General features: G+C 75.0%; 9 protein-coding genes. 1 reads left to right on the forward strand and 8 read right to left on the reverse strand.

Translation table 11 applies throughout. The annotated features are described in order from the left end of the window. Positions 1-14: 14 nt before the first annotated feature. The 6 genes from ABZX85_RS38120 to ABZX85_RS38145 are packed head-to-tail and all read right to left on the reverse strand — an operon-like array spanning position 15 to position 22,443. Positions 15-18,434: a type I polyketide synthase gene (locus ABZX85_RS38120; RefSeq protein WP_355879576.1), complete on the reverse strand. Its 18,420-nt coding sequence runs from the start codon at positions 18,432-18,434 to the stop codon at positions 15-17. A 50-nt stretch (positions 18,435-18,484) separates the two neighbouring features. Then, positions 18,485-19,285, reverse strand: a complete 801-nt coding sequence (locus ABZX85_RS38125) for an alpha/beta fold hydrolase (protein WP_355879578.1) — start codon at positions 19,283-19,285, stop codon at positions 18,485-18,487. Next, the gene (locus tag ABZX85_RS38130) at positions 19,282-20,391 is read right to left on the reverse strand and encodes an alpha/beta hydrolase (protein WP_355879581.1); all 1,110 of its coding nucleotides are present in this window, start codon (positions 20,389-20,391) and stop codon (positions 19,282-19,284) included. The genes ABZX85_RS38125 and ABZX85_RS38130 overlap by 4 nt, the downstream gene beginning before the upstream one ends. After that, complete coding sequence (locus ABZX85_RS38135) at positions 20,388-21,143, reverse strand: 2-oxo acid dehydrogenase subunit E2 (protein ID WP_355879584.1); 756 nt, start codon at positions 21,141-21,143, stop codon at positions 20,388-20,390. Before ABZX85_RS38135 ends, ABZX85_RS38130 begins: the two co-directional genes overlap by 4 nt. Next, the gene (locus tag ABZX85_RS38140) at positions 21,140-21,373 is read right to left on the reverse strand and encodes a phosphopantetheine-binding protein (protein WP_355879587.1); all 234 of its coding nucleotides are present in this window, start codon (positions 21,371-21,373) and stop codon (positions 21,140-21,142) included. Before ABZX85_RS38140 ends, ABZX85_RS38135 begins: the two co-directional genes overlap by 4 nt. Next, positions 21,370-22,443 (reverse strand): 3-oxoacyl-ACP synthase III family protein, encoded by a 1,074-nt coding sequence (locus ABZX85_RS38145; protein ID WP_355879590.1) that lies wholly within the window; start codon positions 22,441-22,443, stop codon positions 21,370-21,372. Before ABZX85_RS38145 ends, ABZX85_RS38140 begins: the two co-directional genes overlap by 4 nt. A 145-nt stretch (positions 22,444-22,588) precedes the next feature. Here ABZX85_RS38145 and ABZX85_RS38150 point away from each other — a divergent pair, with 145 nt between their 5' ends. Next, positions 22,589-23,095, forward strand: coding sequence for a flavin reductase family protein (locus ABZX85_RS38150; RefSeq protein ID WP_355879593.1), 507 nt, complete (start codon positions 22,589-22,591; stop codon positions 23,093-23,095). Positions 23,096-23,228: 133 nt separating this feature from the next. Here ABZX85_RS38150 and ABZX85_RS38155 read toward each other — a convergent pair whose 3' ends face one another. After that, the gene (locus ABZX85_RS38155) at positions 23,229-26,294 is read right to left on the reverse strand and encodes an AAA family ATPase (protein ID WP_355879596.1); all 3,066 of its coding nucleotides are present in this window, start codon (positions 26,292-26,294) and stop codon (positions 23,229-23,231) included. A gap of 262 nt (positions 26,295-26,556) precedes the next feature. Beyond that, positions 26,557-26,993: hypothetical protein (locus ABZX85_RS38160; RefSeq protein WP_355879599.1), on the reverse strand; the 437-nt coding region annotated here is incomplete at its 5' end.

Consider the following 26,993-nt stretch of genomic DNA (forward strand, 5'->3'; position numbering starts at 1 on the left):
CGATGCTCGGTCGGTCAGTCGCTCAGTTCCCGGTCCAGCAGCCCGAACAGCTCATCATCGGAAGCTGAATCCATTCCAAAGGCGGCCTCGGTGCCGGTGTCGTCGTCCGGGTCCGTGAGCCGGCCCAGCGCGGACCTCAGGGCCCGGACGAGCCCGGTGCGCCGGTCGTCGTCATCGGTCAGTCCGGCCGCCGAGGTCACCCAGTCGCCGAGGGCCGCCGCGTCGAACACGCTCCGCGGGCCGGCGCAGAGGCCGATGAGGTGGGTGGTGAGGTCGCGGATGGTGGGGTGGTCGAACAGGACGGTGGCCGGGAGCCGTCCGCCGGTCTCGGTGCCGAGCCGGTTGCGCAGTTCGATCGCGGTCAGGGAGTCGAGTCCCAGGTCGAACAGGCCCCGGTCGTCGGGTAGCCGGGCCGTCCTGGGGAGTCCGAGGACCTCGGTGACGGAGGCGGTCACGACCGTCCTCGCCAGGGCGTGCGCGGCGTCGGGGTCGAGGCCCTGGAGCCGTTCGGCGAGCGGGGCGGCCACGCGTGCGGCCGGTGCCGGGTCGGTCCGGTCCTGCGTACGGCGGTCCAGTGCTGTCGGGGTGAACCGGGCGGGGATCAGCAGGGCGGGGGCGTCCTCGCCGAGGGCGAGCGCGGTGTCGAGGAGTCCGAGTCCCTCGGCCGTGGACAGGGCGCGGATGCCGAGCCGTTCGATCCTGGCGCGGGCGGCGTCCCCGAGCGAGCCGGCCATGCCCGCGCCGCCGCCGTCCGCGTCGTCCGTCTCCCACAGGCCCCAGGCCAGGGAGGTGCCGGGGAGACCGGCGGCGGTCCGTGCCTGGGCGAGGGCGTCGAGGTGGGCGTTGGCGGCGGCGTAGCCGGACTGGCCCGCGTTGCCGAGGACGCCGGCGACGGAGGAGAACAGGACGAACGCGGTGAGCGGCAGCCCTTCGGTGGCGCGGTGCAGATGGGCCGCCGCGTCGGTCTTGGGCCGCAGCACCCGGTCGAGCCGTTCGTCGGTGAGGTTGGTGAGGACGGCGTCGTCGAGGACACCGGCCGCGTGGACCACGGCGGTGAGCGGGTGCGCGGGGTCGATGCCGGCGACGAGGGTGTCGACGGCGGTGCCGTCGGCGAGGTCGCACGCGACGATCTTCACGTGCTGTGCGTCGAGTGTTTCCGCGAGCGCGCGCAGCGCCGGATCGGCCTCGCCGCGCCGGCTCACCAGGACCAGTCGCCGCGCCCCGTACCGGTCGGCCAGATGGCGGGCGACCGCCGAGCCGAGCGCGCCCCCGGCACCGGTGACGAGCACGGTCCCGTCCCCGAACTCCGGTGCGCCGACGGCCGATCGGGTGACCGGGGCGAGCCGGGGCCGGAGCGCGCGCCCCCGACGCAGGGCGAGCTGCGGGTGCCGTACGGCGACGGCGTCCGGGAGCAGGGCGAGGGACTCCTCGTCGGTGTCGACGACGCTCAGCCGCCCGGGGTACTCGTGCTGCGCGGACCGCACGAGCCCCCACAGCGCGGCCTGGGCGAGTCCGGTGAGCGGGTCCGTGGGGCGGACCGCGACGGCGTCCCGGGTGAGCACCACGAGGTGGGTGCGCTCCGGCAGCCCGAGGATCAACTCCCTTACGGCGCGCAGGTTCTCGCGCACGTCGTCGTAGGCGGCGACGGCGACGACCGTGTCCTCGGTGCCGTCGGGCGAGCCGGTCACGGGGAAGGGGAGGCCGTCCGGGGCCGGGTCGCCGAGGAGGACGGCGACCGTGCGGCCCCCGTCGGCCGGGGTGTCGAGCGGCGCGCTCTCCCAGACGACCTCATGGAGGCGGCCGGCGCTCCCCCGGCGCGGGGCGACCTGGCGCAGGAGGATCTCCTCGACGGTGAGCACGGGCCGGTCGAGGGCGTCGGCGACGTCCAGGGCGAACGCCGCCTCGCCGGTGCGCCGGACGCGTACCTTCAGCGGCCCGGACGGCGCGGCGTGCAGCCGCGTGCCCCGCCAGCTGTACGGCACCTGGATACCGTCCGCCGTGTCGTGCGCCCCTTCGTCGCGGCGCACGGTGTCGGCGATCCAGGGGTGGAGCGCGGCGTCGAGGAGGCCGGGGATCAGGGGGTCGCCGGTGTCGATGTCCGCGTACAGGGTGTCGGTGTCGGTCCAGAGGGCGCGCAGGCCCTGGAAGCCGGGGCCGTACTCGTAGCCCCGGTCGGCGAAGTCCCGGTAGATGTCGGCGAGTTCGACGGGGCGCAGATCGTGCGGCCGGTCGCCCTGCCAGGCGGGGCGGGGGGTGTCCTCGGTGCCGAGGACGGCTTCCGCGTGCAGGGTCCAGGGGGTGTCGCGGCCGGTTCTGGCGTGGACGCGGACGGCGTCTGCGTCGACGGTGACGCGGAGGTGGGCCTCGGTGTCCTCGTCGACGAAGAGCGGTGCGTGCAGGGTGAGTTCGGTGACGGTGTGGGCGTCGTGGTGCCGGGCGAGCCAGGTCAGGAGGTCGACGAAGGCGGTGGCGGGCAGCAGGGGGGTGCCGTGCAGGGCGTGGTGGGCGAGCCAGGGCTGGCGGCGGTGGGACAGGACGCCGGTGTAGACCGTCCGGCCGCCGTCGGGGTCGGTGAGGGCGGCGGACAGCAGCGGGTGGCCGGGGTCGTCCGCGCCGATGCCGGTCGCGGTGGCGTCCCCGGCCGCCGGGGGCGCCAGCCAGAGGCGTTCGCGGGCGAACGGGTAGGTGGGCAGGGACACGGTCGTGGCGTCGGGGGCGAGCAGCGCGGGCCAGTTCCAGGTGACGCCGTGGACATGGGCGGCGGCGACGAACGTCCACAGGGCGAGCAGGTCGTCGCGCCGACGGTCCAGGGAGGGCAGGGCGACAGCGGTGGCGCCGAGGTCGGACTGTTCGGCCATCGCGGTGAGGGCGCTGTCCGGGCCGAGTTCCAGGAAGCGGGTCGCGCCGAGTGCGCGCAGCCGGTCCAGGGTGTCGGCGAACCGGACGGTGCCGCGGACCTGGTCGGCCCAGTGCGCGGCCGAGCCGAGGGTGTCGGCGTCCGCCTCGCGCGCGGTGAGGGTGGAGACGAGGGTGGTGGCCGGTTCGGTCGCGGTGAGGGTCGCGAGCCGCTCGCGGAACGGGGCGAGCAGGGGGTCCATGTGGGCCGAGTGGAAGGCGTGGCTGACCGTCAGCCGCCGGGTGCGGTGGCCGCGTCCGGCGAGCAGGTCGGCCAGCGCGCCGACGGCGTCGGCGTCGCCGGAGAGCACGGTGGAGCCGGGCGCGTTGACGGCGGCGACGTCCACGCGGACCCCGGTCTCCGCCATGGCCTCCTCCACCGTGGCACGGTCCGCCTGGACGGCGGCCATCAGCCCGCCCGCCGGGAGTTCGCCCATGAGCCGGCTGCGGACGACGACCAGTCCGGCGGCGGCATCGAGGCTCAGCGCCCCCGAGACGTGCGCCGCCGCGATCTCCCCGACGGAGTGGCCGGCCAGCAGCGGCGCGGACAGGCCCCAGGAGGTCAGCAGCCGGTACAGGGCGACCTCGACGGCGAACAGCGCGGGCTGCGTGTGCTGCGTGAGGTCGAGGTCGTGGTCCGGGTCGCCGTGCACGAGGGCGTGGACGTCGGGGCCGCCCGCGCGGCGTACGGCGTCGGCCGCCTCGTCGAAGGCCCGGGCGTACGCGGGGAACGCGCCGTGCAGCGCCACGCCCATGCCCACGCGCTGGCTGCCCTGTCCGGTGAAGAGCAGGGCGGTCTCGCCGCGTACCGGGTTTCCGGTGACGACGACGGGGAAGGCCGCGGGGTCCGGGCGGGTGCCGTTGGTGAGGTGGTCGAGTCCGGCGAGGAGTTCGGCGCGGTCGCGGCCGAGGACGACGGCCCGGTGTTCGAAGGCGGTCCGGGTGGTCGCCAGGGACAGCGCCACGTCGGCGGGGCGCGGCGCGGGATCGTCGAGGACGCGCCGCCGCAGCCGTACGGCCTGTTCCCGCAGCCCGTCCTCGGTGCGGGCGCTGAGCACCCAGGGCACGATCCGCCCGCCGGGTTCCTCCGAGGCCGAGGCCGGGGCCGGGGGCGCGGCCGGGTCGTCGCCCTGTTCCAGGATCACGTGGGCGTTGGTGCCGCCGATGCCGAACGACGAGACGGCGGCCCGGCGGGGACCGTCGCCCTGCGGCCACGGGGTGGTGTGCGTCGGGACGTGTACGTCGCCCTCGGTCCAGTCGACGTGCTCGTTGAGGCGCTCCAGGTGCAGGGTGCCCGGTACCCGGCCGTGCCGCATCGCGAGCACCGACTTGATGATCCCGGCGACACCGGCGGCGGCCTGGGTGTGCCCGAGGTTGGACTTCACCGACCCCATCAGCAGCGGCCCGCGCGGTCCGCGTTCACGGCCGTAGGTGTGCAGGACCGCGCCCGCCTCGATGGGGTCGCCGAGCCGGGTCCCGGTGCCGTGCGCCTCCAGGACGTGGATGTCGCGGGGGTGGAGGCGGGCGGCGGCCAGGGCGCTGCGGATGACGCGTTCCTGGGCCGGTCCGTTGGGTGCGGTCAGGCCGTTGCTGGCGCCGTCCTGGTTGACGGCCGAGCCGCGCAGCACGGCGTGCACGCGGTGTCCGTTGCGCCGGGCGTCCGACAGCCGCTCCAGGAGGAGGAGTCCCGCGCCCTCGGCCCAGGCGGTGCCGTCGGCGTCGGCGGAGAACGGCTTGCAGCGGCCGTCGGGGGCGAGTCCGCGCTGCCTGCTGAACTCGACGAAGGTGGCCGGGCTCGCCATGACGGTCGCGCCGCCGGCCAGGGCGAGGGAGCACTCGCCGAGCCGCAGCGCCTGGGCGGCCTGGTGGACGGCGACCAGCGAGGACGAGCAGGCGGTGTCGACCGTCACCGCGGGCCCCTCCAGGCCGAGGGTGTAGGAGACCCGGCCGGAGGCGACGCTGCCCGCGCTGCCGCTGACCAGATACCCCTCCAAGTCGGCCGCCGCGCCTCGGAGTTGGTGGACCCGGGCGCCGTAGTCGGCGTACATGACGCCGACGAACACGCCGCTGTCGGTGCCGCGCAGGCTCGCCGGGTCGATGCCCGCGTCCTCGGCGGCTTCCCAGGCGGTCTCCAGCAGCAGGCGCTGCTGGGGGTCGACGGCGAGGGCCTCGCGGTGGCTGATGCCGAAGAAGGCGGGGTCGAACTCGGCGGCGTCGTGCAGGAATCCGCCGTGCCGGGTGGTGGAGGTGCCGGGGTGTCCGGGGTCGGGGTCGTAGAGGTCGGGGGCCCAGCCCCGGTCGGTGGGGAACTCGGTGATGGCGTCGGTCCCGGTGTCGAGGAGCCGCCACAGTTCGGCGGGGGTGCGGACTCCGCCCGGGAAGCGGCAGGCCATGCCGACGATCGCGATCGCGTCGTCGGCGGGAGCGGGGAGGTCCGTGGGGGCCGGGTCCGTCGGCTGCGGGTCCGTCGTCGCCGTGAGGCGTTCGGTCGCGTGGCGGATGAGGGCGGCGGGGCTGGGGTGGTCGAAGACGACGGTGCCGGGCAGGCGGACGCCCAGGTCGGCGGTGAGTCGGTTGCGCAGTTCGACGGCCATGAGCGAGTCGAAGCCGAGGTCGGTGAAGGGGCGGTCGACGCCGAGGTCGGTGTCCCGGTCGTGTCCGAGGATGTCCGCGACGGCGTCGAGCACGATCCGTTCGACGTCCCGGCCCGTGCCGCCGGCGTCCGTCGGGGGACCGCTCTCGGTCTTCGGCAGGCGGCGCGGCGCGGTGACCCGGGCGTCGAGGCCGGCGGCCGTCACCGCCGGCAGGTCCAGGCGCAGGGCGCGGTCCAGCAGCATCAGGGCGTCGACGGCCGGCATCGGCCTGATCCCGGCGCGGGCGAGTCGGCTGACGTCCCGTTCGCCGAGGCGTTCCGCGAGGCCGCCGTCGGTCTCCCACAGGCCCCAGTGGACGGTGAGCGCGGCCCGCCCGCTGCGGCGGCGGGCGTCCGTGACGGCGTCGAGGGCGGCGTTGGCGGCGCTGTAGCCGCTCTGGCCCGCCGTGCCGAGGACCCCGGCGACCGAGCCGAAGAGCACGAAGGCGTCGAGGTCGGTGTCCCGGGTCAGTTCGTCGAGGTGCCGTGCGGCGAGCGGCTTCGGTGCGAACACCCGGCGCAGGTTCTGGGCGGTGAGCCGTTCGGTGACGGTGTCCTCGGCGATGCCCGCGGTGTGCACGACGGCCGAGAGCGGGGTGTCGAGGCCGGCGAGGAGGGACTTGAGGGCGTCCCGGTCCGCCGTGTCGCAGGCCCGGACCTCGGCCCGCGCGCCGAGTTCGGCCAGTTCGGCGACGGCCTCGGCGGCGTCGGGGTGGTCCGGTCCGCGCCGGGAGACGAGGAGGAGGGTGCGGACGCCGTACCGGGTGACGAGGTGACGGGCGGTGGCCCGGCCGAGCGCTCCGGTGCCGCCGGTGACCAGGACGGTGCCGCCCGCCGCGCTGCGCGGCCAGGGGGTCGCCGTCTCCTCGGTGACGGCCGTGTCGGGTACGGCCGTGAGCCGGGGGACGTGGACGGCGCCGGCGCGGACGGCGGCCTGCGGCCAGTGGGCGGCGATCGCGGCGAGCAGGGTGTCGTCGTGGCTGCCGTCGGTGTCCACGAGGGTGAACCGGCCCGGGTGTTCGGCCTGGGCGGCACGGACGAGCCCCCAGACGGCGGCCGGTCCGGCGAGGACGGGCTCGTCGTCGGTGACGGCGATGCCGCGTGTGAGGACGACGAAGGGCGCGGCGGTGTCCGTGGCGAGCCGTTCCAGGAGGGCGGCCCGTACCTGTTCGGCGGCGTGCAGCGGATCGTCGCCCGCCTCCACGGGGCTCACGGCGAGGGCGGGAGGGGCGTCCTGCGGAGCGGGCGCCGGATCGGCGGGCTCCCAGAGCGTGCGGTAGAGGTCGGCGGTCGCGGGCAGGGGACGCAGGGTGAGGCGTTCGACGGTGAGGACGGGACGGCCGGCCGGGGTCGCCAGGTCGAGCCGGTACGCGTCGGGGCCCACGGCCGCCAGACGGGCCGTGACCCGGGTCGCGCCGCGCTCGTGCAGCCGTACTCCGTCGAGGGCGTACGGGACGAGGCGGGGGCCGCCGAGGGTGTGCAGCGGCAGGGTGTGCAGGACGGCGTCGAGGAGGGCGGGGTGCAGGCCGAACGCGCCCGCCGCTGCCGGTACGCCCGTCGACGCCGATACGACAGCCGGTCCTGATACGCCTCCCGCTCCCCGTCCCGCTGGGGCGAGTTCGGCCTCCGCGCGGAGTTCGCCGTCATGGTGGGTGGCGGTGACCAGGCCCTGGAAGGCCGGACCGTAGACGTACCCGGCGTCGGCGAGCAGCCGGTAGGTCGTGGCGCGGTCGCCGGGGTCGATCCGGGTCCCGGGTCCGGGGTCCCGGAGGGGTGCGGCGGTGATCGGGGCGTCGGTGAGGGTGGCCGTCGCGTGGACGGTCCAGGTGCCGCCGGTCCGGGCGCGTACGACGAGTTCGCCGTCCGCGTCGACGGCGACCTGGAGCGGGGTGCCGGCGCTCGTGTCGAGTTCCAGCGGGGAGCGGACGAGGAAGTCGCGGAGTGTGGCGCGGCCCAGGGTCTCGCCGGCGGACAGGGCGAGTTCGGTGAGCGCGGCGGCGGGGACGAGGGTCCGTCCGTCGATGCGGTGCTCGGCGAGCCACGGCTGCCGTCGCGGGGACAGCACGCCGGTGAACAGCGTTCCCCCGTCGGGCAGTTCGGTGTGTGCGGTGAGGATCGGGTGCGGGGTGGCGTCGAGGCCGTACGCGTCGGCGTCGGCGGTCTCCTCGGGGGCGTCGAGCCAGTGGCGGCGGGTCTCGAAGGGGTACACGGGAAGGTCGGTGAGGCGGCCACCGGTGAGGTCGGGGGTGAGGTCGACGTCGACACCCGCGACCAGGAGCCGGCTCAACGCGGCGCGTACGGCGTCCTGTTCGGGCGTCCCCGGGCGCAGCAGGGGTACGGCGAGCGCGCCGTCCCCGAGGCTCTCCTCGGCGAGGGCGCAGAGCGTGCCGTCCGGGCCGAGTTCGGCGAACCGGGTCACGCCGAGCCCGGTCGCCGTGCGCACGGCGTCGGCGAACCGCACGGGCCGGCGGATCTGCTGGACCCAGTACTCGGGGGTGGCCAGTTCCAGCGGTTCGGCCGGGGCTCCGGTGACGGTGGAGACGACGGGAATCCGGGGTGCGGCGAAGGTGAGCGCGGCGGCGACCTCGCGGAACTCGGCGAGGACGCCGTCCATGTGCGCGGAGTGGAAGGCGTGGCCGACCTTGAGCCGTGCCGCCCGGTGCCCCGCCTCCTTCCAGTGCCGGACGAGCCGGTCGACGGCGTCGGCGTCTCCGGAGAGGACGACGGACCCGAGGCCGTTCACGGCGGCGACCTCGACCGCTCCGCCCGATCCGGCGACGAGTTCGGCGGCCTGCTCCTCGGTGGCGGCGAACGCGGCCATGGCCCCGCCCTCCCGCGCGGACTGCATGAGCCGGCCGCGCGCGGCGACCAGGGCGGCGGCGTCGGACAGTCCGAGGACCCCGGCGACATGCGCGGCGGCGAGTTCGCCGACGGAGTGCCCGATGACGTAGTCGGGCCGCAGGCCGTACGCCTCGGCGAGCCGGAAGAGCGCCACCTCGACGGCGAAGAGCGCGGGCTGCGCGTACCGGGTCTGCCGCAGCGCCTCCGGTTCGGAGGTGATCAGCGCGCGCAGTCCGAGGTCGAGGTGCGGGTCGAGGCGGTCGGCGACGGCGTCGAAGGCCGTGGTGTACGCCGGGGACGTGTCGAGGAGTCCGGCGCCCATGCCGAGGCGCTGCGAGCCCTGCCCCGAGAACAGGAACGCGAGCCGCCCGCCGTCCTCGGCCCGGCCGGTGACGGCACGGGGGTGGCGCAGCCCGTCGCGTACGGCCCCGAGGGCGGCCAGGACGTCCGGGCCGGCGTCGACGACGGCCCGGTGGGCGAACCGGGTCCGGCGGGCCAGGGTGTGGGCGACATCGACCGGCCGGGGCGGGGTGTCCCCGGCGAGGAGGTCGTGCAGGGCGGCGGCCTGGGCGCGCAGCGCGGACGCGGACCTGGCGCCGAGTACGTAGGGGACGGACGCGGGCGCCTGTTCCCCGGGCTGTTCCGGCGCCGCCGGGGCCTGTTCGAGGATGACGTGGGTGTTGGTGCCGCTGATCCCGAAGGACGAGACCCCGACCCGCCTCGGCCTCCCCCGGTCCGGCCACGGCACCTGCTCACGCAGCAGCGCGACGCCCGACCCCTCCCAGCCGACATGCGGCGACGCCTCCTCGGCGTGCAGCGTCCGAGGCAGCACCCCCGCTCGGAGCGCCATCACGCTCTTGATGACACCGCCCACCCCGGCGGCGGCCTGCGCGTGTCCGATGTTCGACTTCAACGAGCCGAGCCACAACGGCACTTCACGACCTTCACCGCCGTACGCGGAGATGAGCGCCTGGGCCTCGATCGGATCGCCCAGCCGCGTCCCCGTCCCGTGCGCCTCGACGGCGTCCACATCCCCCGCCACCAGCCCCGCGTCCGCCAACGCCCGCCCGATGACCTCCTCCTGGGCCCGCCCGTTGGGCGCCGTCAGACCGTTCGACGCGCCGTCCTGATTCACCCCCGACCCCGCGACCACCGCCAGCACCCGATGCCCCTCACGCCGTGCCCTCGACAGCCGCTCGACCACGAGGACCCCGGCGCCCTCTCCCCATCCGGTGCCTTCCGCGCCCGCGCCGAACGACCGGCACCGGCCGTCCGCCGACAGCCCCCGCTGCCGCGAGAACTCCACGAAGATCCCCGGAGTGGCCATCACGGCGACACCACCGGCCAACGCCACCCCGCACTCCCCCGACCGCACGGCACGCACGGCGAGGTCCAGCGCGACCAGCGACGACGAGCACGCCGTGTCCACCGTCAACGCCGGTCCGCGCAACCCGAGTACGTAGGCGATCCGTCCCGAAGCGACGCTGGACTGGTTGCCCGCGAGGAGGAGTCCCTCGACGTCTTCGGGGGTGGTGCGCAGGCGGGTCGCGTAGTCGTCGTACATGGCGCCGATGAAGACGCCGGTGTCGGAGTCCTTGAGGGAGTGCGGGTCGATGCCGGCGCGTTCCAGGGCTTCCCAGGTGATCTGGAGGAGCAGTCGTTGCTGGGGGTCGGTGGCGAGGGCTTCGCGGGGGCTCATGCCGAAGAACTCGGCGTCGAAGTCGGCGGCGTCGTGGAGGAATCCGCCGTGCCGGGTGTACGTCGTTCCCTTGTGGTCGGGGTCGGGGTGGTAGAGCTTGTCGAGGTTCCAGCCCCGGTCGGTGGGGAAGGGGCCGATGGCGTCGGTGCCGTCGGTCACCAGCCGCCACAGGTCCTCGGGCGAGGCGACCCCGCCCGGATACCGGCAGCCCATTCCGACGACGACCACCGGATCGTCGTCGACCGCCCTGCGCGCCACGACCGCCGGTGCCCGGGAGCCGTCGGCGGTGAGCGACTCGTGCAGGTGGGCGGCGAGTTCGCCGATCGTGGGGTACTCGAAGACGACGGTGACGGGCAGGGTGAGGCCGGTGAGGCGGCCGAGCCGGTTGCGGAGTTCGACGGCGGTGAGCGAGTCGAAGCCGAGTTCCTTGAAGGGGCGTCCGGTGCCGAGGCCGTCGCCCTCGCCGTGTCCGAGGACGAGCGCGGTCTGTTCGCGCAGCAGCGCGGTGACCGTGCGGAGGCGTTCGTGGGCGGGGACGGCGGCGATCCGGCCGGCCCAGGCGCCGCCCGCCGCCGTACGGCGGTGGGTGACCGGGACTCGTATCAATTCGCTGTACAGGGGCTTGAGTTGGCCTGCGGCGGCTTCTTCGCGCAGGAGGGTCTCGTCGAGCGGCGACACGAGGGTGTGCGGGAGGCGTGCCCGCAGGAGGGCGTCGAGGCCCTGTGCGGCGGTGATGGGTCCGACGCCGTGCCGGGCGAGGCGGGTCCGGTCGGCCGCGCCGAGGTGGCCGGTCATGGCCCCGGTCTCCTCCCACAGTCCCCAGGCGAGGGAGGTGCCGGGCAGTCCGAGGGCTCGGCGGTGGGCGGCGAGGGCGTCGAGGAACGCGTTGGCGGCGGCGTAGTTGGCCTGTCCCGGCACGCCTGCGGTGGCGACGGCCGAGGAGAACAGCACGAACGCGTCGAGCGGCAGGCCGGCGGTCAGTTCGTGCAGCAGCCATGCTGCGTCCGCCTTGGGGCGCAGGGCGGTGGTGAGCTGTTCGGGGGTCAGTTCGGCGACGGTCGCGTCGGCGAGGACACCGGCGGTGTGCACGACCGTGCGCAGCGGCCGGTCCTCGGGTATCGCGTCGAGCAGCCGTGCCAGGGCGGCGCGGTCGGTGACGTCGCAGGCGGCCACGGTCGCCTCCGCCCCGGCCTCGTGGAGCGCGGCGGCCAGTTCGGCCGCGCCGGGCGCCGCCGGTCCGCTGCGGCTGACGAGCAGCAGGTGCGGGGGCCGGTCCTGCCCGGCCAGCCGGCGCGCGACCAGGGCGCCGAGGGCACCGGTCCCGCCGGTGACGAGCACGGTCCCGGGACCGCTCCAGGCACCGGACACGGGGTCTTCGTCGAGGTCGTGCGCCCCGAGTCTCGGCACGTGGACGCGGCCGTCCCGGACGGCGGACTCGGGCTCGCCGTGGTCCCCGACGAGCAGGCCCGCCGGGGTGGGCCCGTCGGTCTCGACGAGGGCGAAGCGGCCGGGGTGTTCGGCGGCGGCGGTGCGGATCAGCCCGCGCACGGGGGTGGCGGCGAGGTCTCCGGAGCGGATGACGACGTGCAGCGGGGTGTGTTCCCGCTCGGGGTCCGCCAGCCAGTGCTGGAGGAGGGCGAGGACGGCGACGGTGACGGCGTGGGCCCGTTCGGGGAGCGGGACTTCGGGGCCGGGGTCCGTCGCGGTGACGGGGACCAGGACCGCGTCCGGCCGGGTGTCGAGGGCGGACAGGGTGACGGTGTCGGCTCCGGTGACGAGGCCGGTGTCACCGAGGCCGGCCAGGACGAGGAGTGTCCCGGTGGCGGTGCCCGGGGTGGGCAGCTCCCGCCAGTCGACGTGGTGCGCGGTACGGGCGGCGGCCCCGTGTGCGCCGGTGAGTTCGGCGCGGTCCACGGGGCGGAAGGCGAGCGAGTCGACGGAGGCGGCGGGGCGGCCGTCCTCGTCGGTGAGGGTGTAGCGGAACCGGCTGTCCGCGAGCGGCTCGATGCGGGCGCGCAGCCGGACCGCCCCGGCGGCGTCGGGGGCGAGGCGCAGCCCCTCGAACGCGAAGGGCAGCAGGGGGCGTTCGGGGTCGGGGGTCACGGCGCCGGCGAGTCCGGCGACGACCGGGTGGAGTGCGGCGTCGAGGAGCGCCGGGTGGAGCGCGAAGCCCTCGCGCCCGCCGGTGTCCTCTCCGTCGTCGGCGCGGGCCAGTTCGGCGTACAGCGTGCCGTCGGCGGTCCGCCAGGCGGCCGTCAGGCCCTGGAAGGCGGGTCCGTAGTCGTAGCCGAGCCGGTAGAGCCCGGCGTAGAGGCCGTCCAGCGGGACGGGTTCGGCGTCGGCGGGCGGCCACTCGGCGGTCGTGGGGGTGCGGTCGTGGGGTGGGGCGGTGCGCAGGGTCGCGGCGGCGTGCAGGGTCCAGGGCCGGGTGTCGTCGGTGCGGGCGTGCACGGTGAGTTCGCGCGCGTCGTCGGGGTCGGGCGGGCCGACGTGGAGCCGCAGGAGGGCGGGCCGGCCGGTGGCGGGGGCGAGGGGGGCGCGGACGGTGAGTTCGCCGACCTCGGGGAGGCCGACGGTCTCGGCCGCGTGGGCGGCGAGTTCGGCGAACGCGGTGGCGGGGACGAGGGTGGTGCCCAGGACGCCGTGGTCCTTGAGCCACGGGCGGTCGTCCAGGTCGATCCGTCCGGTGAACAGGACGCCGCCGTCGGCCAGTTCGACCCGCGCGCCGAGCAGCGGATGCGGGTCGGCGGCGAGTCCCAGCCGGCCCGCGTCGGGCTGCCCGCCGCCGGGGGCGAGCCAGTGGCGGTCCGGGGCGAAACGGTAGGTGAGGCGCAGGTCCGGGACCTGTGCGGGACGGTCCCAGGCGACGGGTACGCCGCCGAGGTAGGCGGCGGACAGCGCCCGGTGGAAGGCGTCCGGGCCGCCCTGGTCGCGGCGCAGGGTTCCGCAGGTGAAGGCGGCCACGCCCCGGGCGGTGAGGATCTCCTCGACGGCGTAGGTAAGCACGGGGTGCGGGCTGACCTCGATGAACCGGCGGTGTCCGGAGTCGACGAGGCTGCCGATCGCGGCCTCGAACTCCACGGTCTGCCGCAGGTTGCGGTACCAGTACCCGGCGTCGAGCGTGTCCGTGGCGACCGGGCCGCCGGTGACGGCGGAGTAGAACGCCGTGCCGGCCGCCCTCGGCGCGAGGCTCGCCCCGATCTCCGTCAGCCGCTCCCGCAGCGGCTCCACGTACCGGGTGTGCGAGGCGTAGTCGACGGGGATGCGCCGGGCCCGTACCCCCTGTTCCCCGCACCAGCCGAGGAGTTCCCCGAGCGCGCCACCGCCACCGGCGACGACGGTGGAGCGCGGCCCGTTGCGTACGGCGATCTCCAGTTCCCCGGCGTGCCGGGCGAGTACCGGGGTGAGCGCGTCGGCGTCGAGGGCGACGGACACCATGCCGCTGTCACCGGCGATGCCGGTCAGGGCACGGCTGCGCAGGGTGACGAGTCTGGCGGCGTCGGCGAGGGTGAGCGCGCCGGCGGCGTACGCGGCGGCGATCTCGCCCTGCGAGTGGCCGACGACGGCGTCGGGGACGACGCCCGCGTCCCGCCACAGGGCGGCGAGGGACACCATCATGGCGAACAGGACCGGCTGGACGACGTCGACCCGGTCGAGGCCAGGGGCGTCGGGTGTGCGGCGCAGGACGTCGAGCAGGTTCCAGTCGGTGTGGGGGGCGAAGGCGTCGGCACACGCCTCGACCTCGGCACGGAACACCGGGCTGGAGTCGAGGAGTTCACCGGCCATCCCGAGCCACTGGGAGCCCTGGCCGGGGAAGACGAACACGGTCCGGCCGGGGGTGTGCTCGCCGGTGACGAGGGCATCGTGGACCTCGCCGGCCGCGAGGGCGCGCAGCGCGCCGATGAGTGACGCGGTGTCGTCCGCGGGGAGGGCCGCGCCGTGCGTGAGGCGGGCGCGGCGGGCGAGGGCGGCGGCGAGGTCGCCGGAGTCGGTGGCGGGCCGGGCGGTCAGGTGCTCGGCGAGTGCGGTGGCCTGGCGGCGGAGGGCGTCGGGGGTGTTGCCGGAGAGCAGGACGGGCGGAGCCGGCCGGGTGGGGGTGGCCGGGGGTGTCGTCGGGGGTGTCGGGGCTTGTTCGAGGATGACGTGGGTGTTGGTGCCGCTGATGCCGAAGGACGAGACCCCGGCCCGCCTCGGCCTCCCCCGGTCCGGCCACGGCACCTGCTCACGCAGCAGGGCGACCCCCGAACCCTCCCAGGCGATGTGCGGCGAGGGCTCCTCCGCGTGCAGGGTCCGAGGCAGCACCCCGGCGTCGAGCGCCATCACGCTCTTGATGACACCGGCGATTCCGGCAGCGGCCTGCGTATGCCCGATGTTCGACTTCAACGAGCCGAGCCACAAAGGCACTTCACGACCCTCGCCGCCGTACGCGGAGATCAACGCCTGAGCCTCGATCGGATCACCCAGCCGCGTCCCCGTCCCATGCGCCTCGACGGCATCCACATCCCCCGCCACCAGCCCCGCGTCCGCCAACGCCCGCTCGATGACCTCCTCCTGGGCTCGCCCGTTGGGCGCCGTCAGACCGTTCGACGCGCCGTCCTGATTCACGGCGGACCCGGCCACCACCGCCAGTACCCGATGCCCCGCACGCCGCGCGGTCGACAACCGCTCCACGACGACGACTCCCGCGCCCTCCGCCCACCCCGTCCCGCTCGCCCCGGCCGAGAACGACCGGCACCTGCCGTCGGCGGAGAGTCCCCGCTGCCGCGAGAACTCCACGAACATGCCCGGGGTGGCCATCACCGCGACGCCGCCGGCCAGGGCGGTCCCGCACTCCCCCGACCTGATCGCGCGCACCGCGAGGTCGAGCGCCACCAACGACGACGAGCACGCCGTGTCCACCGTCAACGCCGGTCCGCGCAAGCCCAGTACGTACGCGATCCGTCCCGACGCGACGCTGATGGCGGAGCCGGTGAGCAGGTAGCCGTCGGCGCCTGTGCCGTGTTCGTGGAGGCGGGGGGTGTAGTCGGAGGCGGTCGCCCCGATGAAGACGCCGGTGTCGGAGTCCTTGAGGGAGTGCGGATCGATGCCGGCGCGTTCCAGGGCCTCCCAGGAGGTCTGGAGGAGGAGGCGTTGCTGCGGGTCGAGGGCGAGGGCCTCGCGGGGGCTGATGCCGAAGAACTCGGCGTCGAACTCGGCGACGGTGTCCAGGAATCCGCCGTGCCGGGTGATGGAGGTGCCGGGGTTCTCGGGGTCGGCGAGGAGTGTGTCGAGGTTCCAGCCCCGGTCGGTGGGGAAGGGGCCGATGGCGTCGGTGCCGTCGGCCACCAACCGCCACAGGTCCTCGGGCGAGGCGACCCCGCCCGGGAAACGGCAGCCCATCCCGACGACGACCACCGGATCGTCGTCGACCGCCCTGCGCGCCACGGCCGTCGGGCCCCGGGAGCCGTTCGTGGTGGGGCGGAGGTGGGTGAGGAGGGCGTCGGTCGTGGGGTGGGCGAACAGGGTGGCGGCGGGGAGTTCCCTGCCCAGTGCGGTGCTGAGTCTGTCGCGCAGTTCCACGAGGCCCAGCGAGTCGAGTCCGAGGGCCTTGAAGGTGGCGGTGCGGTCGAGCCGCGCCGGGTCCGTGAAGCCGAGGGTCGCGGCGATCTCCGCCACGACGCGCTGCTCGAACTCCGGTGCGGGGAGCACGGTTTCGGTGACCGGCGGTTCTGCCGGCGGCTCGGTGCGGGTCGCGTCGTCGAGCCAGTACCGTTCGCGCTGGAACGGGTAGGTGGGGAGGTCGATGTGGGGCCGGCCGCCCGGCAGGACGGTGTCCCAGTAGGGGTCGGCGCCGCCGGTGAAGAGCCGTCCGAGGGCCTGGGCCGGTTCGCCGTCCTGGGCGAGCACGGGGACGAACGACGCGTCGCGGCCGGTGATGTCACGGCCCAGCGCGCTGAGCGTGGTGCCGGGCCCGGCCTCCAGCAGGACGCCCGCGCCGAGTTCCCGCAGTCGGCGCACCGCCGCCTCGAACCGGACCGGCCGCCGGGCGTGCTCCACCCAGTAGGCGGCGTCCGTCGTCTCCACCAGGTCTCCGCCGACCGTGGACACGAACGGGACGCGGGCCGGGCGGAACTCGATCCCGGACAGCACTGCGCGGAAGTCCGCCAGCGCGGGTTCCATCAGGGAGGAGTGGAACGCGTGGCTGACGTCGAGGCGGCGGTGGCGCAGCCCTCGCTCGGCGGCCCGTGCCGCGATCTCGTCGAGGGCCGCGCTGTCGCCGGAGAGGACCACGGACTCCGGGCCGTTGACGGCGGCGATGTCGACCACGCCGTCCACCTCCGCGAGGAGTTCACCGGCCGTCTCCTCGGCGGCCCCGACCGCGAGCATGCCGCCGCCTTCCGGCAGCGCGTCCATCAACCGGCCGCGTGCGGCGATGAGTTCGGCGGCCTGGGCGAGGTCGAGGATGCCCGCCGCGTGGGCCGCCGCGACCTCGCCGATCGAGTGTCCGGCCACGAAGGCCGGGACGACGCCGAGCGAGGTGAGCCAGCGGTGGGTGGCGGCCTCCACCGCGAACAGGGCGGGCTGGGTGTAGGCGGTGCGGTGGAGCAGCGCGGCGGCCTCGGTGCCGGGCTCCGCCCACAGGACGTCCTCGATCCGCCGGGGCAGGTGCGCGGCGAGGGCTTCGGCGGCCTCGTCGAACGCGGCCCGGAAGACCGGGGACTCCTCGTAGGCGCGGCGTCCCATGCCGAGCCGCTGGCTGCCCTGGCCGGGGAAGAGCAGCGCGACGGCGCCGGTACCGGCGTGTCCGGTGACGACACCGGGGGCGGTGCGGCCCTCGGCGAGGGCGGTGAGTCCGGCTCGTACGTCGCCGGTGACGGCGGCTCGGTGGGGGAAGGCGGTGCGGGTGGTGGCGAGGGCGCGGGCCAGTCCGGTGGGCACGCCGTTCTCGCGGTCGATCAACTGACGGGTCCTGGCGGCCTGTTCGCGCAGGGCGGCGGCGCTGCGGGCGCTCAGGACGAGGGGTGCGGCCGGTGGTACGTCGGGGGTGGGCTCGGGGTCCGGGGCGGGTGGGGCCTCGGCGACGACGACGTGGCAGTTCGTGCCGCCCATGCCGAAGGAGCTGACGCCGGCCAGGAGCCGTTCGCCGGGGCGCGGCCAGGCTCCGGGTTCGGTGCGGACGGCGAGCCGGAGTGCGTCGAGGTCGATGTCGGGGTGCGGCTCGGTGTGGTTGAGGGTGGCGGGCAGTTCGCGCCGGGCCACGCCCAGGACGGTCTTCAGCAGTCCGGCGATCCCGGCCGCGCCTTCGAGGTGCCCGATGTTGGTCTTGACCGAGCCGACCTCCAGGACGGGCCGCCGCGCGCCGCCGTCCCGGGCGAGCCCGAGGCCGCGCGCCTCGATCGGATCGCCCACCGGGGTCCCGGTGCCGTGGAGTTCGACGTACTGGAGCGCCTCGGGCGCCACCCCGGCGGCCTCGCAGGCCCGCCGGACCACGTCGGCCTGGGCCTCGGGGCTGGGGACGGTGAGGCCGTCGGTCGTGCCGTCGTTGTTGACGGCGCTGCCGAGGAGGACGGCGTGGACCCGGTCGCCGTCGGCGAGGGCCGCGTCGAGGGGTTTGAGGACGACGAGGCCCGCGCCCTCGCCGCGTACGTAGCCGTTGGCGCGGCGGTCGAAGGTGTGGCAGCGGCCGTCCGGTGAGAGTCCGCCGAAGCGGGCGACGGCGGCGGTGGAGGCGGGGTCGACGATCAGGTTGACGCCGCCGGCGAGGGCGAGCCGTGACTCTCCGCGCCGCAGGCTCTCGCAGGCGAGGTGGACGGCGACGAGGGAGGAGGACTGGGCGGTGTCGACGGCGATGCTGGGGCCGCGCAGCCCGAGGGTGTACGAGACGCGGTTGGCGAGCAGGCCCCGGGTGGTTCCGGTGAGGGTGTGGCGGCCGGGTCCGGTGCGGCGGGCGAGGGTCGCGTACTCGTCGGCGAGGGAGCCGATGAACACGCCGGTGGCGGTGGCGTGGAGGGTGGCGGGCAGGGTGCCGGCGTGTTCCAGGGCCTCCCAGGACAGTTCGAGGACGAGCCGCTGCTGGGGGTCCATGGCGGTGGCCTCGCGGGGCGAGATGCCGAAGAAGGCGGGGTCGAAGCGGTCGATGGCGTCCAGGTAGCCGCCGTGGCGGATGCCGGGGTGGCCGTCGGCGAGTGCCGCGACCGAGCCCGGTCCGGCCGGGGGTCCGGCCCGGTGTTCCGGTACTTGCCGGACGGCGCTGCGGCCTTCGCGCAGGAGGTTCCAGAAGGCTTCGGGGTCGGGTGCCCCGGGCAGCCGGCAGGCCAGTCCGATCACGGCGATCGGGGTGGTCGTGGTCCTGGGGGTGTCCTGTGCGTCGGTGCGCTTGCCGCTCAACTACAGCCTCACTCTCGGTCGCCACGGGGGGAGTTGCCGGACCGGTGCGGTCAGGACGGGGACGGTTCGCCGAGCAGCGCGCGCACGATGTCCGCCACGTCCGTCAGGCGCGGGTTCAGGTAGAAGTGGCCGCCCGGGAGCACTCCGAGGCGGAAGCGGCCGGTGGTGTGGTCCTCCCAGCGGCGTGCGTCGGCGACCGGGACCAGCGGGTCGCGGTCCCCGACGAGCGCGCGGACCGGGCAGCGCAGGCGGGCCTCGGGGTCGGGGGTGTACGCGTGCAGGGCCCGGTAGTCGGCGCGCAGGGCGGGCAGGATCATGTCGCGCAGGTCCGGGTCGTCCAGGACGGCCCGTTCGGTGCCGCCGAGCAGGAGGACCTCCTCGACGAGGCGGTCGTCGCTGTGCAGGAGTACGGGGTCGACGCGGGTCAGTGCGGGGGCCCGGGCGCCGGAGGCGACGAGCGCGGTGGGGGCGGGTCCGTGGCCGTGTTCGCCGAGGAGGGCGGTCTCGAAGGCGACGAGGGAGCCCATGCTGTGGCCGAAGTGGACCAGGGGCGCGGCCCCTCGGCCGGCCGGTGTCCCGTCGACGGCTTCGGTGATGGCCTCCTGGACATGGGCCGCCAGTTCGCGGACGTCCGTCACCGGCGGGTCGGCGCGGCGTTCGAGCCGTCCCGGGTACTGGACGGCGAGGACGCGGACGGCCGGTGCGAGGGCGCGGGCGAGGGGGGCGAAGAAGCCGGCCGATCCGCCGGCGTGCGGGAAGAGCACCAGGCAGGGGGCGTCGGGGCCGGCGGGGGCGTACTGGCGCAGCCAGACGGCGGCCGTGGAGGTGGCGGTGGTGCCGGCCGGGCTCATCGGTCGGCTCCGGCGGTGCGGGCCGCCTCGACTGCGGCGGTGAGCGCTTCGGTGGTCGCCGGGTCGGCGTCCGGCCGCATCCGCTGGACGGCGAGCAGGCTCCACGCCTTCGTCTCGGCGAGCCGGCCGGGGGCGCCGTGCACGTCGTCGTGTTCCAGGAGCCGCAGGTCGGGTACGTGCCGGCGCAGCCGGGCGGTGTCGCCGGGCGGCACGATCTCGTCCCGCAGGGCGCTGACGGTGGCGAACGGCACGGTGAGCGCGCGGAGTTCGTCGTCGCCGATGGCCCAGTCCCGCAGGTGTTCGTAGACGGTGTCGGCGGGGAATCCGGTCAGGTGGGCGAGGGTGGTGCGGGTGACGCGGGGGACGGTCCGCTGCCACGCCCGGTCGGTGAAGAAGTCGTGGACGGGGGTTCCGTTGCCGACGATGCCCTGGACGCGGGGGTCGGTCAGGGCGGCGCGGACGGCGAGGTGGCCGCTGAAGCTGAGGGCGAGGAGGTAGGTGCGGGAGACGTCGGCGCGGCCGTCGAGGGCGTCGAGGATCGCGGTGAACAGGCGGGTGCTGTCGGGGCCGTAGCGCAGGGCGTTCTCGCCGACGCCGGGCAGTTCGGCGACGGCTCCGGCCAGCCCGAGGGAGACGAGCTGCGGCAGCAGGGGTCCCCACTGCTCCTTGGTGCTGACGATCCCGCCGGTCACGACGAGCAGCGGGCGGGGTGCCTCGGCGGAGAGGCCGGCCGTCCAGATCCGTACGGGGACTCCGCCGACGTCGACCGTCTCCGGTTCGATGCCGGTGTTCTCGGCCTTGCGCCAGCGGTCGAACGCGTCGACGGAGCGTTCCAGCGCGCGGGCCCGGCCGGGGCCGTCCACGAAGGGGAAGCGTCCCAGCAGGTAGTACTGGCCTGCGGCGAGGGTGAGGCCGGCCGCGTCCAGTTCGTCGCCGGCGCGAATCCATTCGTACGCCCACGAGCCGGGGGCGTCCCCGGCGGAGGTGGTGATCCGGTCCAGGAGCGGGGTGTAGTGGCCGGCGGGGAGGTTCTGGGAGACCGCGTGCGCCACGACGAAGCGTTTGAGCTCGTCGAGTTCGCCGCCGCCGTCGGTGGTGTCGGTCATGCGGGGTACGCCTCCAGCGCGTCCTTGATCTCGGTGAGCACGTCGGCGGCCTCGGCGCCGTCGATGACCCGGTGGTCGAAGGTCAGGGAGAGCCGCAGGACCGGCGCGACGGTTATGGCCCCGTCGCGTACGACCGGCCGGTCGGTGATGCGGCCGACGCCGAGGGTGACGGTCGTGCCGCCGGTGGAGTGGAAGCCGTCCACGGCCCGGTGGCCGAGCGAGGTGACGCTGAACGTGCCGGTGATCTCCGGGCGCCGCTCCAGTAGTCCGGCCGCCGCCCGGAACCGGTCGAGGGCCTCCTGCCAGGGCAGGGCGCGCAGGGCCCGGACGGGGGCGAACCGGTCGGCGGTGTCGGGGTCGTCGGCGAGGGCGCGGTCCAGGTGGTCCTGGACGGTGGCGAGGTCCGCGTCCTCCAGCCCGGGGATCACGGTCGCGAGGACCACGCGGCGGCCGTCGAGCGTGCGGTCCAGGGTGACTTTGGCGCTGACGGTGTCGTAGGTGGCGACGGTCGGGTCGAGGCGGCCGTGGATCGCGCCGTTCGCGTCGGGGTGCTTGTGCAGCACTCCGGCGGCGGCGTGGACGACGTACGCGACGACGGAGCGGCGGGTGCCGGTCTCCCGGGCGGTGCGGCGGGCGGCGACGATCGCGGTGGCGTCGACCTCGGTGTCGAGGTGGACCGGCGCGAAGTCCCTGATCTGGTCGAGGAAGAGGAGGGTGTGCCGGCGCTGGGTGGGGAACGGGCGTACGGTCAACGGGTCACCAACTCGTAGATCGATTCCAGGCTGCCCGCGTCCAGGAAGTCCGGCAGCGAGAGCGGGGTGCCGGTCTCCTTCTCCAGCAGGGTGAGGAGGGTGAGGAGGTGGACGGAGTCCCAGCCCGGCAACGCGTCGAAGGGGCGGCCGAGTTCGGGCTCGGGGACGTCGATGCCGAGTTCGTCGCGGACCAGGTCCGCGAACCGCTGCCGGCCGAGTGCGGTGCTCATCTCAGGGGCTCCCGTTCCAGGGCGAGGCCGGAGCAGATCCATTTGCTGGACTCGATGGCCACGGCGACGGCCCGGGAGGCGGGGCCCATCACGTCGAGCAGCCGCTCCAGTTGGAAGAAGAGCAGGGCGTTGCCGTTGTTGCCGGTGTCGCCGACCACGCTGATCTCGTCGGCGAGCGGGAAGTCGAGCCGTTTGACGATCTTCTCGGTCATCGTGACGGACAGTTGTGGGGGCAGCAGGTGGCCGACCTCGTCGCGCTGCCAGCCGAGGTCGTCGAGGAGTTCCTCGGCCACCTCGGCGGCGAGTTCGGGCACGAGTTCCTCGATGGCCTTGTAGTCCTCGTTCGCGGGCGCCTCGGCGCGGTGGCGGTCGGCGAGGCCGTACCAGCGCAGCACCTGGCCCGGTTCGCGGCCGAGTCCGGTGAGCCGGGTCAGGACGGTGCGGACGACCGGGGCGTCGTCGTGCCCGGGTTCGCCGGTTTCAGGGGTTTCAGCGGTGAGGACGGCGGCGCCGGCGCCGTCGCCGAACAGCACGTAGTTGACGAGCTGTTCGGGCGGCAGCGCGCCGAGGTCGGCGCTCACGTCGTAGTGCTTGGCGATGACGTCGCCGCCGATGACGAGGGCGGTGCGGGAGCGGCCGGCGGCCAGCAGGGAGGTCGCCACGTCGAAGGTCTGCACGGCCCCTGAGCAGCCGGACTGGAGCTGGAAGGTGGGGATGCCGTCGATGCCGAGCCGGTCGGCGACGACGTTGACGGTGGCGGGCATCAGGGTGTCGGGGGTCGCGGTGCCGAGGACGACGAGGTCGATGTCCTCGGCGGAGACTCTCGCTCTGGTGAGCGCCGTCGCGGCGGCCGTGGTGGCGAGGTCGGCGAGGGATTCGCGGGGTGCGCCGGTCGCGAGGTCGAGGGCGAGGTGGCGGGTGCGGGTGCCGATGAAGGTGTCGACCCATTGCCGCCAGAGCCGGTCCATGCCGAATCGTGCCGCCAGAGCCTCGGTGTCGATGGGGGGTCCGGGCAGGGCGGTCCCCGTGGACAGGATGCGCACCGTGCGGTCCGGACGCTGGTCCGCCATGTGACGTCCTCCTCTCGTGCCACGTGCGGTTTCGGCTTGCGTCGGACGCTAGGACCGGGTTCTAAAGCAGCCCTAATCCGGTGGGGGCGGGGGGTGCGCGGCGCGCGTTAAGAACGGCTTAAGGGGGATCGGGGAGCGTGTGCGCGTGACAGTCACTCCCTCGGCGACCACGCCGGACGCGGACGCCTTCCGCAACGCCCTGAGCCGGTTCGCCACCGGTGTCGTCGTCGTGACGGCCCTGGTCGGCACCGAGGGCCGGCCGGCCGGACTCACCGTCAACTCCTTCACGTCGGTGTCGCTGGACCCGCCCCTGGTGTCGTTCTGCGCGGGCCGCACCAGCCGTACCTGGCCGCTCCTTCGGACCTCGGAGCGCATCTGCGTGAACATCCTCGGCGCGGGCCAGGAGCAGACGTCCCGCAAGCTCGCCGGCTCCGCACCGGACAGGTTCGACGGGGTCCCCTGGTCCCCCTCCCCCTCCGGACAGCCCGTCCTGGACGGGGCCCTCGCCTGGCTGGAGTGCTCCGTGGACACCGAGTACCCCGCCGGCGACCACCACATCGTCGTGGCCCGCACCCACAGCCTCGCCACGACCCACGGGGACGGGCCTCTGGTCTTCTACCGGGGAGGGTACGGGCGCTTCGTTCCGGCCTGACCGGGCGACCGGCGCTGGTGCGGTGTCCAGGAGTGCGGTGAGCGCTCAGGCCCGGCCTCGGACACTCGGCATCGCCGCCGGCCTGCGGACGGTCCCCGGGGGAGCAGCGGCGGCGGGTCGGTGAGTTCCCGGTTCACCGGTCGGCTTGGGCCGCCAGTTCCGCCCTGCTGGTGGCGCCCAGTCTGCGGCCTGCCTGCTCGGTCAGTGCGGTCACGTCGTGCGGGGTCAGGAGCAGGGTCTGGGCGATCTGGCGGTCGCTGTGGCCCGCGCGGAGCAGTTCGAGCAGCCGGTGTTGGGTCGGGGAGAGGCTCGGGGCCGCCGGTGGCGGCGGTTTCGGGCGTACTCCTGCCGCCGCGAGGGCTCCGCGTACTTGGCCGCCCAGCAGCACGCTGCCGCAGGTGTCCGCGAGGTGGAGCGCCTCGGTGAGGGCGTGGCGGGCCTCGTCGGTCTCGCCGTCGCGCAGGAGGGCGGTTCCCAGCTCGTGGTGGGCGCGGGCCAGTTCCAGTCGGGCGGGGGACCGCTTCAGCAGGGCCACGGCCTCGCGCAGGAGGGCCCGTCCCCGGCGTCCGCCGTGGATGACGCCCAGGCAGCGTGAGGCCACCCCGATCGCCCGCTCGGTGCCCCACTGGTGTGCCAGCTCCAGTTCCTCGGTGGCCAGTTGGAGCGCGTCCGTCCGCTGGCCGAGGGTGAGGTGCAGCAAGGCCGCCCGCGACCGCCAGGGTGCCCCGGTCAGGTTCGTGACCTGTGCGCGGTTCTCGTCGGCGCCGTACTCGTGCAGGACGGCGAGGGCGGCGGCCGGGTTGCCGCGCGCCGCGTGCAGACGGCTGCGTACGAGGTGTGCCGGGCCCTGCCAGGTCCAGCCCACGCGTTCGAAGTCGGCGTCCGCGGCGAGCACCGCCGTGGCCGAGGTGAGGTCGCACCGTTCGATCAGAGACTCACCGACCTGAGTCGTCATCATCATCCTGGCCCGAGGCTCCACGCCCTGGTCGGCGGTGGTGGCGGGGTGACCGAAGTCGGGGGTGAGCGGGAGCTGTCGGCCGCGGCGGGCCTGGACGAGCAGTTGCCAGGTCAGCGCGGACGTGACCAGCAGGAGTGAGCCCCATCGGCCGCCGGTGTCGGCGACGCGGTCGAATCGGGCGGACGCGTCGTCGAGCCGGTCGGTGGCCACGAAGGCCAGCCCCGCGAGGGTGACGAGCATCTGGGAGGTGTCCGCCGCGACCAGGCCGCCTCGCAGGGCCCGGTCGAGGAGGTCGTTGGTGACCTGCGCGCCGGCCTCCCCTGTGGTGGCCGAGGCGGACAGCGCGGCCAGGACCATGCACTCACCAGGGGTGTCACCGGCCAGCTTGTGGTCCCACAGCCGTCGCGCGTGCTGCCGGGCGGCGGAGAGGGTGGACAGCTGGTCGTAGCCGATCAGCAGCATCTGCGCCTGGAGGAACCACGACACCTCGCGGGCGAGGCCGGTGCCGTCGTCGGTCTGCCGCAGCTCCTCCACCGCGCGGGCGACGACGTCGACGGCGCGCTCGTGCTCGTGGCTGAGGAACAGGGCGCTGCCGAGCAGAGAGGCCGCCTCCGCCAGGGCGTAGGGGTCGGCCAACGCCGTCGATGCCTGCGTCAGGTGGTGTCTGGCCGCGCCGACGTCGACCTGCATCTCGTCCTTGCCCAGCTCCAGCAGCAGAGGGCCGCGCTCTTCGGCGGACACCGGCTCGCGCAGAGCTCGGCGCAGGTAGGCGGCGGTGACCTCCGGGGCCCCTCGGCCACGGGTCGCCCGCGCCGCCTGCCTCAAGGTGTCCACCCACCAGCCCTCACCGCCCGGTTCGGCCGACAGCAGGTGGGCCGCCACCAGATCGTCGGCCGCGCCGTCGCGCCGCAGCAGTGCGGCTGCCCGCGCGTGACCGGCGGCCAGTTCCACCGGTCCCAGGGCGGCTTCGGCAACGGCGGCGCGGACCAGGGAATGGCCGAACCGCGGCGGCTCACCGGGTGCCAGCACACCGATTTGCCGCAGCCGGCCGCCGAGCTCCCGTGCCGTGGACTCGCCCAGCCCCGCCAGTTCGGCCGCGGTCTGCCAGGCGGCCCCGTCCCCCAGCACCACGAGGGCCCGCGCCAGGCTGAGGACCGGCTCCGGCTCGTCGGCCAGCCGTTCGACCACGGTGCGGGCCAGAATCCGGCCCCGGTACTCCTCCACCAGATGGGCCTGCCTGTCGTCGGCCCCGACCTGGTTGTCGGCCAGGGTCCGCAGCAACTCGCGCAGCAGCAGAGGGTTGCCCTCGGTCGCCGAGGCGCAGGCGGCGGCGAACCCCGGTTCGCAGGGCCCCAGGTTCACCCGCACCAGTTGGGTCACGCTGTCGATGTCCAGCCCGGGCAGATCGACCGGCAGGCAGTACGGCTGTCCGGCGATCCGCTCCAGCGGTGGCCCGGTCTGCGCCCCGCTGTCCGGCCGTCCTGCCAGCACCAGCAGCAGGGGCAGCCCGCGCAGGCGCCGTGCCAGGTACTCCAGCCACCGCACCGACGGGACGTCCGCCCAGTGCACGTCGTCGACCACCAGGGCGACCGGGCCGTCGTCGGCGACGTGCACCATCAGCCAGTACAGACTGTGCAGAAGGCCCAGTGACATCTCGGGCGGTATCTCGCCGCCCCCCTCCACGCGCAACGCGTGTGACGCCAACTGCGCCGGGCCCGCCAGCAGCCGCGCCCGCTCCGCGTCACCGGCTCGGGCGAGTAAGGGCTCGACCAGCTGGCGCAGCACCGCGAAGGCGAAGCCCTGCTCCAGTTCGGCCCCGCTCGCGGACATCACCAGGATCTCCTGCGGCTGCTGGACGGCCGCCCAGGTGTCCAGCAGCGCGGTCTTCCCCATCCCCGCGCCCGCCCGGACCAGCACCACGCCGCCCCGGCCCGCCCGGGCCTCACCGGCCGCACGCTCCAGCACCGCCAGCTGGCCCCGGCGACCGAGCAGCGGGCCGGACTCCACCGCACCCTCGTCGGCGGGAGGGCCCGGCTGCCGGCCGGAGCGGCTCGCCGCGAGCAACGCGGCGGCGTCGGCGTCACCCAGCCTCAGCGCCGACACCAGCATCTGCGCCGTGTGTCGCTGCGGGCGCGCCCGCCGGCCCCGTTCCAGGTCCCGGACGGACCGGGCCGTCAGCCCGGCGGCCTCGGCGAGCTCCTCCTGCGTCAGCTCCGCGGCCCGGCGTAAGGCCAACAACATCTCACCGAACGTCGCCAACTCGTCTCCGCCCCCCGGCCCACCGCCTCCGGCGCAGAGGACGATCCGTCCGGGTCCTGTCCGAAGCATCCGGACGAGGACCCCAACACCGCACTGCCGCCGCACTGTTGACGGGATGTTACCGGAGTGTCCACACCGCCTGGACTCTCGCCCTGCGCAGCGGTTCCGGTGGCACGCGCGGCGAGCCGGACGTGCGGGAGGACACGCACGTCCGGCTCGGTCCGGTGGCTCGGGTCAGGCGGCCTCAGTCGTCCGACTTCCAGGTTTCGGGCAGTTCGGGAAGCTCATCGGTGATCTTCCTGATGGCCTTCTTTCCCAGATCGGTACGGTGGACCTCGCCGCCCCTGATGAACACGTACACCCAGTCGGGGCGGATGTAGGCGGTGCTGACGCCGCCCGCGAAGTGGGTGGGGAGAGTGGGGAACCGGTCGGCGAGCTTCTTGGTGGTGCCGGCGGCCCAGTCGGTCTGATGGACCTCCGCGTCCTTGATGAACCCGTGAACACCGTTGGGCAGGACATAGGCGCAGTCCACACCACGCGTGAAGCTCTTCGGAAGCGTGGGGAACCGGTCCGCCAGCTTCCTGGCGGTGCCGGCGGCCCAGTCGGTCTGATGGACCTCCGCGTCCTTGATGAACCCGTGAACACCGTTGGGCAGGACATAGGCGCAGTCCACACCACGCG

This window comes from Streptomyces sp. NPDC004539 (assembly GCF_040610055.1).
GTDB lineage: Bacteria > Actinomycetota > Actinomycetes > Streptomycetales > Streptomycetaceae > Streptomyces.

What these genes read in the sequence shown, in the direction of transcription:
- ABZX85_RS38130 (WP_355879581.1), bottom strand. Translation starts at nt 20,391, where the DNA reads ATGACCGACACCACCGACGGCGGCGGCGAACTCGACGAGCTCAAACGC.
- ABZX85_RS38140 (WP_355879587.1), bottom strand. Translation starts at nt 21,373, where the DNA reads ATGAGCACCGCACTCGGCCGGCAGCGGTTCGCGGACCTGGTCCGCGAC.
- ABZX85_RS38145 (WP_355879590.1), bottom strand. Translation starts at nt 22,443, where the DNA reads ATGGCGGACCAGCGTCCGGACCGCACGGTGCGCATCCTGTCCACGGGG.
- ABZX85_RS38125 (WP_355879578.1), bottom strand. Translation starts at nt 19,285, where the DNA reads ATGAGCCCGGCCGGCACCACCGCCACCTCCACGGCCGCCGTCTGGCTG.
- ABZX85_RS38155 (WP_355879596.1), bottom strand. Translation starts at nt 26,294, where the DNA reads ATGTTGTTGGCCTTACGCCGGGCCGCGGAGCTGACGCAGGAGGAGCTC.